This is a genomic window from Marichromatium purpuratum 984 (assembly GCF_000224005.2).
GTDB classification, from domain to species: Bacteria; Pseudomonadota; Gammaproteobacteria; order Chromatiales; family Chromatiaceae; genus Marichromatium; species Marichromatium purpuratum.
This window is the reverse complement of the sequence record NZ_CP007031.1, coordinates 2806320-2824780: the sequence shown is the minus strand read 5'-3', so window position 1 is coordinate 2824780 and position 18461 is coordinate 2806320. Positions and strand designations below refer to the sequence as shown.

The 18461-nt window shown below is 62.4% G+C and carries 12 protein-coding genes; 9 read left to right on the top strand and 3 right to left on the bottom strand.

What is annotated here, in order from left to right; all coding sequences use genetic code 11:
• Positions 1 to 166 precede the first annotated feature (166 nt).
• Positions 167 to 538 (top strand): hypothetical protein, encoded by a 372-nt coding sequence (locus MARPU_RS12265; protein WP_156929275.1) that lies wholly within the window; start codon positions 167 to 169, stop codon positions 536 to 538.
• Between the two features lie 358 nt (positions 539 to 896).
• Here MARPU_RS12265 and MARPU_RS12260 read toward each other — a convergent pair whose 3' ends face one another.
• Complete coding sequence (locus MARPU_RS12260) at positions 897 to 2405, bottom strand: leucyl aminopeptidase (protein WP_005224757.1); 1509 nt, start codon at positions 2403 to 2405, stop codon at positions 897 to 899.
• A gap of 239 nt (positions 2406 to 2644) precedes the next feature.
• On the opposite strand from MARPU_RS12260, the gene lptG reads away from it, so the two are divergent.
• Positions 2645 to 3709: an LPS export ABC transporter permease LptG gene (lptG, locus tag MARPU_RS12255; protein WP_005224758.1), complete on the top strand. Its 1065-nt coding sequence runs from the start codon at positions 2645 to 2647 to the stop codon at positions 3707 to 3709.
• Positions 3710 to 3745: 36 nt separating this feature from the next.
• Here the strand turns inward: lptG and MARPU_RS12250 are convergent, their stop codons facing one another.
• Positions 3746 to 4198, bottom strand: a complete 453-nt coding sequence (locus MARPU_RS12250; RefSeq protein WP_025275323.1) for an RDD family protein — start codon at positions 4196 to 4198, stop codon at positions 3746 to 3748.
• A 101-nt stretch (positions 4199 to 4299) separates the two neighbouring features.
• Between MARPU_RS12250 and MARPU_RS12245 the strand changes: the two genes are divergently transcribed.
• Both MARPU_RS12245 and MARPU_RS12240 read left to right on the top strand, forming a co-directional pair.
• Complete coding sequence (locus tag MARPU_RS12245; RefSeq protein ID WP_051415213.1) at positions 4300 to 6852, top strand: PAS domain-containing sensor histidine kinase; 2553 nt, start codon at positions 4300 to 4302, stop codon at positions 6850 to 6852.
• Positions 6842 to 7462, top strand: coding sequence for a response regulator transcription factor (locus tag MARPU_RS12240; protein WP_005224761.1), 621 nt, complete (start codon positions 6842 to 6844; stop codon positions 7460 to 7462). Before MARPU_RS12245 ends, MARPU_RS12240 begins: the two co-directional genes overlap by 11 nt.
• A 171-nt stretch (positions 7463 to 7633) precedes the next feature.
• Here the strand turns inward: MARPU_RS12240 and MARPU_RS12235 are convergent, their stop codons facing one another.
• The gene (locus tag MARPU_RS12235) at positions 7634 to 7927 is read right to left on the bottom strand and encodes a transposase (protein WP_005224762.1); all 294 of its coding nucleotides are present in this window, start codon (positions 7925 to 7927) and stop codon (positions 7634 to 7636) included.
• 177 nt (positions 7928 to 8104) lie between these two features.
• On the opposite strand from MARPU_RS12235, the gene MARPU_RS18170 reads away from it, so the two are divergent.
• The 5 genes from MARPU_RS18170 (at position 8105) to MARPU_RS12215 (ending at position 18041) form a co-directional block, all read left to right on the top strand.
• Entirely contained in the window at positions 8105 to 8305 is a 201-nt protein-coding gene (locus tag MARPU_RS18170; protein WP_156929274.1) for a helix-turn-helix domain-containing protein, read from the top strand.
• A gap of 465 nt (positions 8306 to 8770) precedes the next feature.
• On the top strand, positions 8771 to 12418 hold the full coding sequence (locus MARPU_RS12230; RefSeq protein ID WP_005224763.1) for a helicase-related protein: 3648 nt from the start codon (positions 8771 to 8773) through the stop codon (positions 12416 to 12418).
• Positions 12415 to 13188 carry a DUF4391 domain-containing protein gene (locus MARPU_RS12225; RefSeq protein WP_005224764.1) on the top strand — a complete coding sequence of 258 codons (774 nt, stop codon included), beginning with the start codon at positions 12415 to 12417 and terminating at the stop codon, positions 13186 to 13188. The genes MARPU_RS12230 and MARPU_RS12225 overlap by 4 nt, the downstream gene beginning before the upstream one ends.
• A 16-nt stretch (positions 13189 to 13204) precedes the next feature.
• Positions 13205 to 15034: a site-specific DNA-methyltransferase gene (locus MARPU_RS12220; RefSeq protein ID WP_005224765.1), complete on the top strand. Its 1830-nt coding sequence runs from the start codon at positions 13205 to 13207 to the stop codon at positions 15032 to 15034.
• Positions 15035 to 15044: 10 nt separating this feature from the next.
• A complete protein-coding gene (locus tag MARPU_RS12215) occupies positions 15045 to 18041 on the top strand; it encodes a type III restriction-modification system endonuclease (RefSeq protein ID WP_005224766.1) in 2997 nt (998 codons plus the stop codon).
• The last annotated feature ends 420 nt before the right edge of the window (positions 18042 to 18461 follow it).

The window sequence follows — 18461 nt, the reverse complement described above, 5'->3', positions numbered from 1 at the left end:
ATCGCGCGTCGACGGTGATGTGCCGAACGCCCCGGGGCGTACTCCTGATCCGTCGCTATCGCTATTCGAGCGTCACCGAATAAGGATGTGATGACGATGATACGTGGGCTGGAGGCGGTAACGATCCTGGCAGTCTCGTTGGGACTGCTCGGTCAGAGTGTTCACGATGTGGACCAAGGCTATCGAGACCGCGCGTCAGCAACATGACATCGGTGCCGCTCTCGAGCGCCTGGAGAGCGCTCTGGCCAAATCGCTGTGGGACTTTGCGATCACGACCATCGACGGGATCCAGCGCGCTGAGATCGGCCATCTGGTGATTGTCGCAACGGTGGCCGAAGACGCCATTCCCTGCGCTCGCGCCGAGACCGCGTCGCCGTATCAGGTGGTGTGGCCAGCACTGATGCGAGACCTATTGATCGTGCCGCTGCTCATCTGGTGCTGGCGGTCTGGGCGAGCTTTGTGCCGCACCCGGTTGGTGCTGGATCGCCGGCCGATTCCTGGCGTGCGCGCACCATCGTGTCATCGGGTTGATCCGTGAGCGTGTCATCGAGTTGGCAGTGAGCGGCATCGTCCAGTGTCGTCCGCCGGCGAACCGGGCGCGTTCGCTGGGGCGGTGATCGACAGCCATGTGCTCGATGATCCGGTGGCGCGTGAACCGTGAGGAGATGCGCAAGGGCGGGACCGGTGGCGGCGGACTGCAGATGTTCTTACGCCGGGAGGGGCTGGCGTCAGGCTTTCAACGAGACACTGGAGTGGGTCGACGCCGAGGCAATCCTGCGCGAGTCCCTGGCGCGCGACTGGTCGCGCCGAGGCTGGAGACGGTCGTCTTGATCGGAGGGAGCCCCCCCGACCCGGTGCGCGCCCCGCCGGATCTGGTCCGGCGGGGCGCGTCTCGTTCAGCCGGCCTGGGGCGCGACCCCGGCGCGTGTCAGCAGCAGCTCGGTGAGCAGCGCCACCGGACGACCGGTGCCGCCCTTCTGCTTGCCGCCGAGCCAGGCGGTACCGGCGATGTCGAGGTGTGCCCAGCGGTAGTCCTTGGTGAAGCGCGAGAGGAAGCAGGCGGCGGTGATGGCCCCGCCCTCGCGCCCGCCGACGTTGCCCATGTCGGCGAAGTTGCTGTCGAGCTGCGACTGGTAGTCGTCCCACAGCGGCATCCGCCAGGCGCGATCATTGGCACGCTCGCCGGCGGCGAGTAGTTCGTCGGCGAGCGCCTCGTCGGCGGTGAACAGCCCGGAGGCATGAGCGCCGAGCGCGATCATGCAGGCGCCGGTGAGGGTGGCGATGTCGACCACCAGCTCAGGCTCGAAGCGCTTGCTGTAGGTGAGCGCATCGCAGAGGATCAGTCGACCCTCGGCGTCGGTGTTGAGGATCTCGATAGTCTGGCCCGACATGCTGGTGACGATGTCGCCGGGCTTGTTGGCCGCGCCGTCGGGCAGGTTCTCCGAGGCCGGTACCACGCCGACGAGGTTGATCGGCAACTCCAGCGCGCAAGCGGCCTGAAGCACGCCGAACACGCTCGCACCGCCGCACATGTCATATTTCATCTCGTCCATCTGCGCGGCGGGCTTGAGTGAGATGCCACCGGCGTCAAAGGTCAGCCCCTTGCCGACCAGCACCACCGGCTTGGCCTCCTCGGTACCACCGCGATAGTGCATCACGATCAGTTTTGCTGGCTGACGGCTGCCGCGCGAGACCGAGAGCAGCGCGCCCATGCCCAGCTCGGCCATGGCCGCCTCGTCGAGGATCTCGGTGGTGAGCTTGGGGTGATCGGCAGCCAGCGTTTCGGCCTGTTCGGCGAGATAGCTCGGGGTGCAGATATTGCCCGGCAGGTTGCCGAGTTCGCGCGCCAGCGCGACGCCGTCGCCGATCGCCCGGCCATGGGCGATGGCCTGTGTGGCGATGGCCTGTTCGGTCTTCTTCTCGATCCACAGCGCGAGGCGCTTGAGCGCGACCTTGGGCAGCTTGTCGGCGTCCTTGGTGTGGGTGTAGCGATAGTCGCGCGCGGCGGCGGCGACCACGGTGTCACGCAGCCTCAGGTAGCGATCATCCTCGCGTGACAGCGGCTCGGCGAGGGCGCACAGCGCCTCGCTGGCATTGAGCTTGGCGAGGGCGTCGACTGCGGCGGTGACGGCCTTGCGCTGAGCGGCACGATCGAAGTCCTTGCGCTTGCCGCAGCCGACCAGCAGTACCCGCTCGGCGGCGACGCCGGGCAGGCCGTAGAGCAGCAGGGTGCGGCCGCTCTCGCCGCGCATGTCGCCCTTCTTCAGCAGTGCGGCGAGCTTGCCGTCGCAAGCCTTGTCGACGGCCTCGGCGGGGGCGCCGAGCTTGTGCTTCTCGAATACGCCGAGGACGAGACAGGGGGTCTTCTGCTTGGCGAGGTCGCCGGTCTTGATCTTGAATTCCATGCTAGGGCTCCTGCAATGGCGGCACGGGTCGGCAACCCGGTCGGGTGCCGGTGTCGGGGCCGCGAGAGGTGTGCGTTCGACGCGCATCGTCCGGCGTCGCCGAGGTGATCGGGTGAGGGTCGGCGCGCGCGGATGTTAGGATGTGGGCATCGAGTCTACCGGAAGAAATGCGCGTGCTGAAACTCGGCTCCCTGACCTCCTGCTCGTTCCGCAGCGCCCGTTTGGGGCGGGACTGAGCGATGCGGATCATCGATCGCTACCTCGGGGGCGCCGTTGTCGTTGGCACCCTGGTGACGCTCGGGGTGCTGTTGCCCCTGCTCGGGTTCTTCGTGCTCGCCGACGAGATGGAGGCCGCCGGGGTCGACGGCTATGGTTTCGGTGGGGCCATGACCTTCATGCTGTTGAGCCTGCCCGGCTATGCCTATCAGCTCTTTCCCATCGCCACCCTGATCGGAGCCCTGGTCGGTCTGGGCACGCTGGCGAGCCGCTCGGAGCTGGTGGCGCTGCGCGCCGCCGGGGTGTCGGTGGCGCAGATCGTGCGCGCGGCGCTGCTCGGTGGGCTGCTGCTGGCGTTGCTGGCGGTGGTGCTCGGCGAGGTGCTCGCCCCGCTGGCCGAGCAGCGCGGCGCCGAACTCAGACGCGAGACGCTCTCTGGTGAGGTGGCGCAGCAGACCGCCGACGGTTTCTGGGCGGTCGACGACGGCGCCTATGTCAACATCCGCGAGATCCGCTCCGGTACCAGTCTGAGTGACATCTCGATCTTCCAGCTCGATACTGCCGCCGGCACCCTGGTGTCGACCCATGCCGAGGGGGCGCGCTATGTCGACGATGGCTGGGTGCTGCAGGGGATTGCGCGCAGCCGGGTGCGGCCCGGCGGGGTGGTGGTCGAGCGTATCGCCCAGGCGCGCTGGGATTCGATGCTCGACCCGGGGCTGCTCAAGGTGGTGGTGGCCGAGCCCCAGGCACTGCCGGTGTGGGGACTCTACAAGTACATTCGCTTCATGCGCGTCAATGGTCAGGACGCTGGCGCCTACGAAGTTGCCTTCTGGGGCAAGGTGCTGCACCCGGTACTGACGCTGTCGATGATCTTCGTGGCGATCCCGATCCTGCTCGGCTCGGCACGCAGCACGGGGATGGGGCGACGGATCTTCGCCGGGGTGTTGATCGGCATCCTGTACTATCTGATCAGCCGGACACTGGCCTATCTGGCGCTGCTCTTCGGCTTGAGTCCGCTGCTTGCGGCACTGGCCCCGCCGCTGCTGTTCGGGACCGGGGCGCTGCTGTTGCTGCGCCGCGTCGGTTGAGCCCGCCGGGCACCGCGTGGTGCCCGGCGGCGTGCTTCACTGCTTGGCGAGCAGGACCAGACGGGTGCGCGAGTGCTGGTCGTGCCAGGCGAACTTGTTGCGGTCGAACAGACACCACAGCAGTCCCATGCCACCCGGCAGCAGACCGATGCAGGCCCAGATGAAGCGGCGCAGGGCCGAGTGGAAGGTCAGCGGCTCACCGTTGCCGTCGAGCGCGCGGATACGCCAGGCGCGCATCCCCAGGGTCTGGCCGCCGTGGGTCCAGAAGTAGATGAAGAAGGCGGCGACCACCAGCACCATGAGCAGACGCAGCAGGTTGATCGCCATGGCGTTCTCGTAGTAGTTACCGCCGGTGATCAGGCCGTAGGGGATGGCGACGAGTCCGGTGACGATCATCAGGATGCCGACCAGCAGCAGGCTGTCGTAGAAGATCGCACCGAGACGTCGCAGCAGGGAAGGGCTCTGGGCGCGGGTGATATCGAAGTCCATGGTGTCCATTGGTTGTGTTGGTTGAGTGTTGAGTTGAGTTGCCAAGCTTGAAGCGGATCGTCATTAAACCATTTTTGTTCCGTCTGTTGCGACGCGTGCCGATGCCGCTGATCTCGATCGTGGTGGGGCTGACGGCGGGGCTAGTGGTGTGGGCGATGCTCGAGCAGATCCAGAGTCGGCAGGTCAACAAGATCTTCGGTCAGGAGCTGGAGGCGCAGCTCGAGCTGCGTGCCCGCGAGAGCCTGATCCGCTTCGATCGCTATCTCTCGAGCTATGCCGCCACCACTCGGCTGCTGGCCAACTATCAGCGTCTCTCGGAGTATCTGGAGCCGCTGTTCTGGTCACGCGAGACGACCGATCCGCCGGTGCTCTACAAGGAGTTCCGCCCGCACTGGTTGCCGGATTTCTTCGAGCGCGACGCGCTCAGCCCGCCGAGTCATGTGCTGCTCACCGATGTCGAGGGGCGGGTGCGCGAGACCTATCAGGGCGGTGAGCATCCGGTGCCCCGGCGCCTTGCCGCGCAGGTGCCCTCCAATCTGCTCGACACCCGCGACGTGCGCACCGTGATCGACCGTCTCGGCGACCGACTCTATCTGATCGTCAGCGACTCGGTGGCCGATGCCGGGGGCTACGACATGGGACATCTGGTGGTGCTGGTGCCGGTCGACGACGACTTCCTCGCCGCCTCGCAGCGCGGGGTCGATGTCGGTCGCGCCGCAGTGGCGCTGGTCGACGGTGACGACCAGCGCATCGTCGCCAGTCTCGATACCGCGAGTCTGCCGCCGGGCACTACGCTCGATCGCTGGCACGCGCTCTATGTCATCACCTCCCAGACTCTGCCCGAGTACGAGGGCGCCGACTCCAACCTGCTGTTCGCGACCTTCGTCTCGCAGGCGGCGGTGGAGAAGATGTCGCGCCATGTGAGTATCTTCGAGCGGCGCCAGCGCGGGATCGCCGCAGCGGTGTTCATCATCGTCTTCACCGCGGTGATCTATCTCGTCTCCTCGCGACTGAACAAGGTGCTCAAACGGATGACGCGCTTCTCCCAGCGCGCCCTCGGCATCGCCGAGCCGGGCTTCGACTACCATGGCGGCAACCAGCTGGTGCTGCTCGAGGAGTGGATCCAGCACTTCAGTCAGCTGGTGCTGGCCGCGCGCGACGAGATGAACCGTCGTCACCAGGCCGAGATGCGCGAGAGCGAGGCGCTCAAGGCGGCGATGATGGAGGCCTCGCTCGATGCCATCGTCACCCTCGACCAGGCCGGCCATGTCATCGAGTTCAACCCCGCCGCCGAGCGCCTGCTCGGCCACCGTCGTCAACATGCGCTGGGGCTGGTGTTCGTACGCGAGTGCCTGCCCGAGACCGCGCGCGAGGGCTTCAGCGCGCTGCTCGAGCGCTCGCGTCGTCCCGACGCCGGACCCCAGGGGCGTGGCGAGCTGCGCGCGCGCCGCGCCGACGGCGAGCAGGTGCCGGTGGAGATCTCGATCGCCCCGATCGTGCTCGAGTCCGAGCGCTTCTACACCCTCTATATCCACGACATCACCGAGCGCAAGCAGGCCGAGCAGGAGATCAAGGGGCTGGCGCGCTTCGCCAGCGAGAGCCCCAACCCCATCCTGCGCGTCACCGCCAGCGGGCTGCTGGTCTATGCCAACAACGCCTCGCGTCCACTGCTCACCGCCTGGGCGGCGCAGCCCGGCGACCTGCTCCCCGAGCCGTGGCGCGCCGAGGTCGCCCAGACGCTCGCTGGCGCCGAGCAGCGCGAGTGCGAGCTGGAGGTCGCCGGTCAGCTGTTCTCGCTGCTCTTCGCGCCCATCGCCGACCTCGGCTATGTCAACATCTACGCCCGCGACATCACCGCGGTGCGCCGCGCCGAGCAGGAGTCGCGCCAGCACCAGGCCGAGCTGGTCCATGTCTGTCGTCTCAGCACCATGGGCGAGGTGGCCACCGGCATGGCCCACGAACTCAACCAGCCGCTCGCGGCGATCGTCAACTATGCCAGCGGCTGCACGCGGCGGCTGCAGGGCGGGGCGGGCGAGACCGAGGCGCTGATCGGCGCCATGGGGCAGATCACCGCCCAGGCGCAGCGCGCCAGCGAGATCATCCGCCGGCTGCGCGCCCTGGTCGGCAAGCAACCGCCGATCCGCGCCCAGGCCGATCTCAACCACCTGGTGCGCGAGGTCTGCTCCTTCGTCGAGTTCGAGACCCGGCGCCTGGATCTGGCGATCGCGCTGGCGCTGGCGCCCGAGCCGATCCCGGTGCGGGTTGATCTGGTCCAGGTCGAACAGGTGCTGCTCAATCTGGTGCGCAACGCGCTCGATGCGCTCGAAGAGGTCGACGCGTTCACGCGGCAGCTGAGCATCCGCACCTGGCAGGAAGGCGACGAGGCGCGGGTAGCGATCCGCGACAGCGGCCCGGGCATCGTCCCGGAGCGCATCGAGGAGCTGTTCGACGCCTTCGTCACCACCAAGGAGAGCGGCATGGGGATGGGGCTGGCGATCAGCCAGACCATCATCGAGAATCACGAGGGCCGTATCTGGGCCGAGTCGATGCCCGGGCGCGGTTCGACCTTCTTCATCGCGCTGCCGCTCGCCGCCGCCGAGGCGGAGGAGACGGCGCAGCAACCATCGCAAGTTGGGAATAGCAATGCATCATGATGCGACCGTGTTCGTCGTCGACGACGACCAGGCCATGCGCACCTCGCTGCAGTGGCTGATCGAGTCCACGGGGATGTCGGTACAGACCTTCGAATCGGCCGACGCCTTCCTCGCCAACCACTACCCGGGGCGCGCCGGCTGCCTGCTGCTCGACGTGCGCATGCCGGGGATGAGCGGGCTGGAGCTGCAGAGCTATCTCGCCCGCGAGGGCTACCGTCTGCCGGTGATCCTGATCACCGGCCACGGCGACGTGAGCATGGCGGTCAAGGCGATGAAGGCCGGCGCCTTCGACTTCATCGAGAAGCCCTTCCACGACGAGGACCTGCTCGACAGCATCCGCAACGCCCTCGACTACGACGAGCGTCACCGCGCCTCCCAGGCCACCCGCGCCCAGATCGCCATGCGCCTGGCCGAACTCACCCCGCGCGAGCACGAGGTCATGGCGATGGTCACCGACGGCAAGTCCAACAAGGAGATCGCCGCCGCGCTCGGCGTCAGCGCCAAGACCGTCGAGGCCCACCGCGCCCGGGTGATGGAAAAGATGCGTGCCGGCTCACTCGCCGAACTCGTCCGCATGGCCCTGATCGCCGCCCCCGAATCGACGCTCTGAGCGTCTGTGTTGGGTTAACCGTCGACGAGCATCGCTGGCTCGTCGATGGGGCAGTGGACGGACGGTTGACCCAACCTACGAGGCTTGGGGGCGAAAAAACAGGGGAACCTCTGTCGAGGACGACGGCCAGATAGAGTCAGCCCTCGTCGCTCCAGTCGACCCAGGCGTACTTCACAGCGCATCCTTCGCGAAGTACGCCGTCGCTTTTCGCAGGATCGTGTTCTCCTCGCGAAGCTCGGCAACCTCGGCGCGCAGCGGCGACAGCTCCATCTCCTCGGGCGTGACCGCCTGGCCCGCGCTCGACTCCAGCTTCCCCGCCACGCCGCGCCGCACCCAGTTGCGTACCGTCTGCTCTACCAGGCCCATCTCGCGCGCCACCGAGGCGATACTGCGCCCCGACCGCACCTGCCTGACCGCCCGCCCCTTAAACTCCAGCGTGTAAACCCGCTTCGGGATCTTTTGCATCGTGTGCTCTAAGCGTTGATCGTCAGTCTACGTCAATCCCTGGAGGATGAAATTCGGGTGGGGGAAAGCTCAGTGTGTGAACCTCAATGCCCTCCCCGCATTGACCCACTTGCCTTGACAATTTAGGCTGCTCGCCTGGTAAAGGCTGGAATATCATGGAAAACTCGGAGGCCGACATTGGCTGAGCTACTGACCGTTCAAGAGGTAGCCCACCTTCTCAAGCTAAGCGATCGGACTATTTATTCGATGTGTCGAACGGACCGACTGCCGGGTATCTCCAAGGTCGGGGGGAAGTGGCGGGTGGATCGAGAAAAACTCATCGTTTGGCTGGATAGCGGCGGGGAAGTGGAAAAGGGAGCGCGAAGAAAGAATGGATAATCGGTCGACAGGCTATTCACTAGAATGCATAACATCGGGGCCGGATAGCAGGCAGGCACTCTGCCAAACCGCCTGGGCAGACTATTTCCCTGAAGGGTGTCCGCCAGTCGAAGTAATCGATGCAAGCGGAGTCGTCATGCGGGTTTTTGTCAATGACCCACCCACAGCTCAAGACTTCCGCCCCTGGGGCATCAAGAACAATTGGATCATTCCAAGTAAGGCCTGTCAGTCACGCAGCGTTTCCGTCTTCGACGACAGGGATGGCGTGCTGCGCCTGCGGAGACGAGTCCCCGCTTATCGGGGCAAGCCAGTTGCAAGCGGTCAGCTACGAAATGGCATGGGATCAACCAAATCCACTCCGTCCAACACGAGCCCCTTCCACCGGTCATGCTGGCTTTCCGACAGCTTTGATCCGTCTTCGACTTTCCGTGTCATCGCCCCTGCGGACATGAAGGATAGAGGTTGATGGCAGACTTCTCCTTTCCGCAGATTGGCGACATGGACCTGGTCGAAGTCTGCGAGTTCTATGACGAACCGGTGTTGTTCGTCTGTCGAGACCTGACAGAACTGCTCTACCTCGCACTACTGTCAGAGCAGACGCCGGATCACAAGACGTGGCTACTGACGGCGTTATCGCCTCGCCGCCTCGCACAGCTTCGTTCGGGCGAAGTGGATCTCTATTCCGCGTTCAAGGAGGCCGAGCGGGGACAGGTGTACAAGGCCCGCATCGCCCGTACCTCCGATGACTCGCCCTTCGTTAACTGGATTCCCTGCGCGCAGCTCACCGACGATGCACTGCCCGCGCCGGGAGAGCATCTACATTCCGATCCGTCGACCGCCGTCGAGGTTGATACGGTAACCGCACAAGCAGACAACCAGCCTCAGCCGACTGCCGCGTTGCTCGACAATAAGGCCCATGGCCGGGTCATCGATGCGCTCCGGCAGGCGCTGGACGGCGCGGCCGAGGTCGCAATTCTCACCAGCGAATTTTCGATCTTCGCCTTTGATGAGCTGCGCGGGGCACTTGAAACGCCCAATCACATCCGACTTCTTCTCACGCCCGGCCTCTCGGGAGACCAAGCCCCGCCTGCCGCATCTCGGCTACTTGGCGGCGTCGAGGAGCGTAGCTACCGCAACAAACTCATGGCTGAGAACGTTGCTCGGAAATGCGCGGATTGGATCGAGCATCGCGTCGACGTCAGCGGTGTCCAGGCGCCCGTCCCGGCTAGCCTGTACCTCGCCTCCAACAGCCACCGCCGTATGGCCATTCAAGGCAGCTCCACGTTCATCGCTCCGGGACTTGGCCTCGTCCCATCCACGCGTTTCGAGATGAACACACAGCTCGAAGGCGAGGCGGAGGTTAGCGGTCGACTCGCCCTCTTCGACGGCCTGTGGAACGACCGCCACCTCACCAGGGACGTGAAGCCGCAGATGCTGGCCGAGCTGCAACGGATCTTTGCGCCGAAGTCCGCTCAGACCATCTACTTCGCCATACTGCACGCCCTGTTCGAGGACAGCCTCGACCAGCTTGAGGAAGACCAAATCGTCAAGGCGAAGACGGGCATCCGTGACACGCTGGTCTGGCAGAAGCTCTACCGCTTCCAGCGCGACGGCGTGCTTGGGGCAATCGATAAAATCGAACGCTACAACGGCTGCATCATTGCCGACAGCGTCGGCCTCGGAAAGACCTTCGAGGCCCTGGCTATCATCAAATACTACGAGCTGCGTAACGACCGGGTACTGGTGCTGTGCCCGAAAAGGCTGCGCGAGAATTGGACCCTCTACACGGTCAACGACAAACGCAACATCTTCGCCTCCGACCGCTTCAACTACGACGTCCTCAACCACACGGATCTGACCCGCCAACAGGGGCAGTCCGGCGAGGTCAATCTGGAGAGCATCAACTGGGGCAACTACGACCTCGTGGTCATCGACGAGTCCCACAACTTCCGCAACAATCCGCCCAAGAAAGACGGTCTAACCCGCTACAAGCGGCTGATGCACGACATCATCTGCGCCGGCGTGAAAACGCGCGTGCTGTTGCTGTCGGCGACACCGGTCAATAACCGGATGAACGACCTGAAGAACCAGGTTGCCTTCATCACCGAGGGCTGCGACGACGCGCTCGATGCAGGGGGTATTGTCAGCATCGAGCAGACGCTGCGCAAAGCGCAGGCACGCTTCAACCAATGGCTCAAGTTGGACGCCGATCGGCGGACCACGACCGCGTTGCTGGAGTCGCTGAATTTCGACTACTTCAAGCTCCTCGACCTGCTCACCATTGCGCGCTCACGTAAGCATATCGAGAAATATTACGACCTGGCCGAGATCGGAGATTTCCCGCACCGCAACAAACCCATCAACGTCAGGGCGGACATCGACACGGCCGATCTATTTCCTCCGCTGCGAGAGGTCAATCGGGACATTCGACGCCTGACGCTGAGCGCTTACGCCCCGATGCGCTACGTGTTGCCAGATAAGATCGAGGAGTACAGCCGGCGCTACGACATGGAGCTTGCGGGCGGGCGCTCGTTCCGACAACTGGACCGTGAAGAGAGCCTGATTCACCTGATGCGGGTGAACCTGCTCAAACGGATGGAAAGCTCCATCCACTCGTTCGCCCAGACCGTCGAGAAGTTGCTCGGCAAGGTGAACAACCTCATCGAGCGGATCGACACGCACGACGCGTCCGCGATCGAAGAGCAGAGCATAGAGGACATCGATCTCGACAATGATGACTTCGACCAGTACCTCGTTGGAGCCAAGGTCAAGGTGTTGCTGCAGGACGTCGATCTGATCCGCTGGAAGCAGGACCTGCAGGAGGACCAGGCGATTCTGACCGGGCTGCTGCGCGAGGCAAGACAGGTGGGCATCGAGCGCGACGAGAAGCTGCGCCGACTCAAGGCCCTCATCAGCGACAAGCTCACCAACCCGATCAACCCGGACAACCGCAAGGTGCTCGTCTTCACCGCCTTCGCGGATACCGCCGACTATCTCTACCAGCATATCGCCGACTGGGCTATGCAGGCGTACGGCCTGCATAGCGCCATCGTGACCGGTCGCTCCGGGCGCAACAAAAGCAACCTCAAGGGGTTGCGCACCGATCTCGACTCCGTGCTGACGGCTTTCTCGCCCATTTCGAAGGAACGGGCACAGATCGACGCGAGCCTGACCACGGAAGTCGATCTCCTCATCGCCACTGACTGCATTTCCGAAGGCCAGAACCTCCAGGACTGCGACTACCTGGTCAACTACGACATCCACTGGAACCCGGTCCGAATCATCCAGCGCTTCGGGCGCATCGATCGACTCGGCTCACGCAACGACAGCATCCAGCTCGTCAACTTCTGGCCGAACATGGAACTCGACGAGTACATCAACCTCGAGGCCCGCGTGTCGGGCCGCATGGTGCTGCTCGACATCTCGGCGACCGGTGAGGAGAACGTGATCGAGGAAAGCCCCCAGGAGCAGATGAACGATCTGGCCTACCGCAAGCATCAGTTCGAGGTGCTGCAAGAGCAGGTCATCGACATCGAGGATCTCGGTGGCGGGATCTCGATCACCGACCTGACCCTGAACGACTTCAAGATGGACCTCGGCAACTACCTCAAGCACCACCAGGAGGAGCTGGCCAGGTTACCGCCGGGAGCCTGCTCGGTTACCATCGACGACGCACTGTTGGCGGACTCCGAGATCAAGCCGGGGGCTTTCTTTTGCCTGCGCAGCGAAAACGCCAAGGTCACGGTGGACTCTACCTACGCCCTCAGTCCGCACTTCCTCGTCTTTGTCGCCGATGACGGCGAGGTGGTCCTCAATTTCTCGCAGACCCGACGCATCCTAGACCTGGTGAAGAAGCTTTCCCTCGGTCGCTCGCAACCCGACGCCGAAGCCCAGCGGTTGCTCGCCGAGCGCACGCGGCAAGGCGCGGACATGGCCCACTACCACACGCTCCTGGAGCAAGCGGTCGCTGCAATCTCGGGAAAGGCCGAAGAGCAGGGCGTGGAAAGCCTGTTCCATCGCGGCGGCACCGCCATGAGCCGGGGCAACCAGCGCGGGCTTGATGACTTCGAGGTTGTCGCTTATCTGGCCGTGCTGGCAGCGGAGGGCGCATGAACGCAGACCCCATGGCCTTCGACAAGGACGCCTTCTACGCCCAGCTCGGGCTGCCAGACGTCGGTCTGATCGATAAACGCATTGCCAAGAAGATGGTGTTGGAGCACGGCCAGCTGACGAGCGCCGACAAAAAGACGCTGTCGAGCGATGTCGACAAGTTGACCTGGAAATACACGCTGAAGGCCGACACGGTGCAGGTGCTCCCTTACGAGGACTCGGACCGAGAGTACCTGGAAATCGACCTCATCGAGGCAGACCTCAGCCATCGCAGCCGAGCCCCACGCATCGCCGAGCTGCTCCAACGCGCGATCCCCTATCCGGTCCTGCTGGTGATGGTGGAAGGAGATGCCTTCTGCGTGAGCGTCGCCCACAAGCGCTTCAGCCGAGCGGAGCAAGGCGCCATCGTGGCCGAAGGCTTTCTGTGCTCACCGTGGATCGAGCCGCCGCTGTCCGAGATCGACCAGGCATTTTGCGAGGCACTGGCCTTACCCAGCCTTTCGCGGGTCGACTTCTACGCCCTCTACCGCGGCATGGTCGATGCCGTACTGGCACGGACCTGTGGTGAGCTGACAGGCACCTTCGTGGTCGACGCCACGCAGCCCGAGCAGGATCGCCGGCAACGGCTCGAGCAGTGCCACACGATGGAACGGGACATCCGCCGTCTCCGGGTCGCCATCGCCAAAGAAGACCAGTTCGCCGAGAAGGTCGAACTGAATACACGCATCAAAGAACTCGAAGACCGACTGGTCCGAACCAAGGCCGAGCTGTAAGTAAAGGAACGATTGCATGAAGAAGCTGACGCGCGAAGACGGGGCATCGCCAGACCTGGTGGCGGACAACATCGAGCGACTGCGGGAACTCTTCCCGGAGGTCTTCGCCGATGGCCTCATCGACTTCGACGCACTCAAGGAGACGCTCGGCGATTACGTGGACGACCGGGAAGAGCGCTACTCCTTCACCTGGAACGGCAAGAGCCGAGCCAAGCAGATTGCCCAGACACCGTCGATGGGGACGCTGCGCCCTTGCCCCGAAGAGTCGGTCAACTGGGACACCACCAAGAACATCTTCATCGAGGGTGACAACCTGGAGGTGCTGAAGCTCCTGCAGAAGAGCTATCACCGCAAGGTGAAGATGATCTACATCGATCCGCCCTACAACACGGGCAAGGAGTTCATCTACCCGGACAAGTGGCAGGACAATCTCGACACCTACCTCCGTTACACCGGGCAGGTGGACGACGAGGGCTTCAAGGTGTCGGCGAATGCGGAGACATCAGGCCGGTATCACACGAACTGGCTGAATATGATGTATCCGCGGCTGAAGCTGGCTCGGAATCTATTGCGCGATGATGGTCTACTCTTTGTATCCATCGATGACCATGAGGCACATAATCTACGTCATATCTTAGACGAGGTGTTTGGGGTCGAGAACTTCATGGCCGCTATCGCTTGGGAAAAGCGATATACGCGCAGTAACAACGCTAAAGCGTTCTACTCGCTAAAAGATACATTGCTCGTCTACCGCCGAAGCGATGTGCTCGAGCATCTAAGAGAAACTAGGACCGAAAAGGCTGACTCAGGCTACAGCAATCCTGATAAAGATCCGCGAGGGGACTGGACAACTTCTTCTTTTGTCAATCCTGCGACGAAGGAGAAGCGTCCCAACCTCGTATATCCCATCACTGCGCCTGACGGGAGAGTCGTCGAACACCCCACCCATGCCTGGAAGAACTCCGAGGAGGAGTATCGTCGGCTCGTTTCCGAGAACCGGCTGTGGTGGGGCCAAGACGGGGACGCCAAGTATCCGCGGAAGAAGATATTCCTTTCGGAGGCGGAGGGAATGGTTCCGGTGAACATCTGGGACCACAAGGAGGCTGGAACCACGGATGAAGGGGGGCTTGAGGTTAAAGCCCTCTTCGATGGCAAAGCTGTTTTCGATAATCCTAAGCCAACACGGCTGATCCGTAAAATGCTTGGGCTATCAACAAACACCAACTCATGCGATATCGTACTAGACTTTTTCGCCGGGTCGGGGTCCACGGGGGACGCTGTGATGCAACAAAACATGGACGATGGGGGAAACCGGCGCTTTATTTTGGTACAGCTTCCGGAGCACATTGACGACGAGAGGTTCGGGTCTGTCGCTAGCATTAGTATTGCTCGACTCCGTGCCGCCTCTGCTAAAGTGGCAGTTGAAAACCGGGGATTTCGAGCTTTCAAACTCTCCAGTAGCAACATCAAGCCCTGGGACGCCGAGTTCGACTCGATTGATCAAGACCTTGTGGAGTCCGTCGATAACATCAAACCCAACCGCTCCGAAGACGACGTGCTCTACGAGCTTCTGCTCAAGTACGGTCTCGACCTCGCCATCCCGACCGACACCCGAGACATCGAGGGACGGAAGGTCACGGTGATCGGCGCCGGTGCGCTGATCGTCTGCCTCGCCGACAACATCACGCTGGAGGTGGTATCCGGCATCACCGCTCTGAAGGATGAGTTTCAGCCCGAAGTCATGCGGGTGGTGTTCAAGGACGCCGGCTTTGCCGACGACGTGGTTAAGACCAATGCCGTTCAAATCTTGAGGCAGGCCGGCATTGATGACGTGAAGTCGCTCTAGGGAGATCCGGATGAAGATCAAGTTCAACCCCGATCTGGACTTCCAGGCGGATGCCATCGCGTCCATCGTCGATCTGTTCGAGGGCCAGGAGACCTGCCAGACCAACTTTACGGTCGGCGCCATGGACGCAACGCCACAGCTGAGCTTGGGCATCAGTGAGAACAGTCCCGGCATTGGCAACTACCTCAAGCTGCTCAACGAGGACATCCTCGCGAACATCGGCAAGGTCCAGTTGCGTAACGGCCTCAAGCCTTCAACGGCCCTGGGCGATCTCAACTTCACCGTCGAAATGGAGACTGGGACGGGCAAGACCTATGTCTATCTGCGCAGTATCTTCGAGCTGAATCGCAAATACGGCTTCACCAAGTTCATCGTCGTCGTGCCCTCCGTCGCCATCAAGGAGGGCGTCAAAAAGTCGCTCGAGATGACCGAAGAGCACTTCAAGGGGCTCTTCGACAACGTCCGCTTCGACTACTTCGTCTACGACTCCCAGAAGCTCGGCCAGGTTAGGAACTTCGCGACCAGCGACTGCATTCAGATCATGGTCATCAACATCGATGCCTTCCGGCGGAGCTTCGCCGACCCCAGCAAGGAGTCGAAGGCCAACATCATCCACCGGCCGAACGATCGCATGACCGGGGCCAAGCCCATCGAGTTCATTCAGGCTACCAACCCCATCGTCATTATCGACGAGCCGCAGAGTGTCGATACCACAAAGAAGAGTACCGAGGCCCTCGCGTCGCTCAACCCGCTGTGCACCTTCCGCTACTCGGCAACGCATCAGGACAAGCACCATCAGGTCTTCCGGCTGGACTCGGTGGATGCCTACGAGCGCAAATTGGTAAAGCAGATCGAGGTGGCGGGCGTCACAGTTGCCGACAGCCATAACAACGCCTACGTCCGACTGCTTAGCGTCGATAATAGGAACGGTATCTCCGCGCGTATCGAATACGACGCTATCCGGAAGGGACAGATCAAGCGGGAGCAGAAGAAGGTCAAGACCGGCGTCGACCTGGTGGAGCTATCCGGCGGACGCGACGTCTACGACGGCTACATCATTGAGGAGATTTACTGCGCCGAGGGTCAGGAGTACATCAGCTTTACCGGCACCGAGACCGTCGTACGGCTTGGACAGACCATCGGCGAGGTCGACGACGATGAGTACAAGCGCCTGCAGATCCGCAAAACCATCGACGAGCACCTCGACAAGGAACTCCGCCTAAGGCCGAAGGGCATCAAGGTGCTGAGCCTGTTCTTCATCGACCGTGTGGCCAACTACCGTGCCTACGATGCCGACGGCAACCCGGTGAAGGGCAAATACGCCCTGATGTTCGAGGAGGAATACGCCAAGGCGATCAAAAAGCCGAAGTACAGCACGCTCTTCGAAGACGTCGATCTGAAGACTGCGGCGGACGGTGTTCACAATGGTTACTTCGCCCAGGACAAGAAGAAGGATGCTAGTGGCAATGCCCGACTCAAGGAGTCCAAGGGCGGTGGCACCACCGCCGATGACGAAGGTGCGTATCACTTGATCATGCGGGACAAGGAAAAGCTGCTGAGCTTCGACTCGAAGCTTAAGTTCATCTTCTCGCACTCGGCGCTGCGGGAGGGTTGGGACAACCCGAACGTGTTCCAGATCTGCACCTTGAACGAGACCTCATCGGTAATGAAAAAGCGCCAGGAGATCGGGCGCGGGCTGCGGATCTGCGTCGACCAGGAGGGCGAGCGAGTCTACGGCTTCGAGGTCAACACGCTGACAGTCATGGCGAACGAGTCCTACGAGGAATTCGCCCGCAAGCTGCAGAAGGAGATCGAGGAAGACACCGGTATTCGCTTCGGCTTGGTCGAACAGCACCTCTTCGCCAATATCCCGGTACAGGATGCGAACGGGGCACAGCAGCCGCTCGGTGTCGAGACCTCTAAGAAAGTCTGGGAGCACCTCAAGAAAGAGGGATACGTCGATAATCGAGGCAAGGTAACTGATAAACTCCGACGCGCCCTGAATGACGACAGCTTGGAACTGCCCAACGAGGTAGCCGAGCAGGCTGGACAGATCGCCGCCTTGCTCAATAAGGTGGCCGGTAGCCTTAATGTCAAGAACGCCGAGGAACGTACCAAGGTCAGCTTAAACAAGGAGCGCTTCCTGGGCGAAGACTTTAAGGCGCTCTGGGACCGCATCAAGTACAAGACAACTTTCCAGGTGAGCTTCGATACCGAAGCGCTTATCGAGACCTGCGCCGACGAAATCAAGAAGAGCCCGGTGGTGACCAAGGCACGCTTCGTCTACCGTAAGAGCAAAACGGAGATCAGTCGCGGCGGCATCGGCATGGGCGAGGCGTTCCAGCAGACCTACAGCTACGATGCCGAGCACATGCGACCGCCAGACATCGTTTCCTTTCTCCAGAACGAGACGAACCTGACCCGGCGATCCATCGTCGAGATCCTGCGTCGCAGCGGTCGGCTCGGGGATTTCAAGCGCAACCCGAACAAGTTCATCGAACAGGTCTCCGAGATCATTAAGAGCCAAATGCGCTTGTTCATTGTCGACGGCATCAAATACCACCGCATCGGTGATGACGCCTTCTACGGGCAAGAATTGTTCAAGGACCAGGAACTCTTCGGCTACCTCAGCAAGAATATGGTGAAGACCGAGAAATCGGTCTACGACCACGTCGTCTACGACTCGGACGTCGAGCGCAAGTTTGCCGAAAGGCTCGATCAGAGCGGTGACGTGAAGGTCTTCGCCAAGCTTCCGGACTGGTTCAAGATCGAAACCCCGCTCGGCACCTACAACCCCGACTGGGCCGTGCTGGTTGAGCGTGAGGACGTCGAACGACTGTTCTTCATTGTCGAGACCAAGGGCAGCCTGCTCACCGATGCGCTTCGCCCGACTGAGCAAGGCAAAATCGACTGCGGGAAGGCGCATTTCAAGGCGCTGGGAACCAACGTGGGCTTCGCCGTAGCGAACTCTTATGACAGCTTCGAGGGTACGTTCGATGCCCACTAGTACTACAGCTGCACATCTTCACGGCGGCCCAGCCCCGCGCGCTCGATAGTCACAGGTCCTGGCCCGTGCTTGATGTCGTCGTCGCCAATCCGACCAAGCGATGACGGCATCAGGCGGGGCGCGTTCGCGCCACAGCAGCGCCTTGAGCAGGCGACGGGTCTCGGGAGCTGTCAGTGCGATCCGCCCAGCGACAGCATTTGTAGCGCCCTCGACTACGACGAGCGTCACCGCGCCTCCCGAGCCACCCGTGCCCAGATCGCCATGCGCCTGGCCAAACTCAGCCCGTGCGAGCACGAGGTCATGGCCCTGATCGCCGCCCCCGAGTCGATGCTCTGAGCGTCTGTGTTGGGTTAACCGTCGACGAGCATCGCTGGCTCGTCGATGGGGCAGTGGACGGACGGTTGACCCAAGCCACCAGCC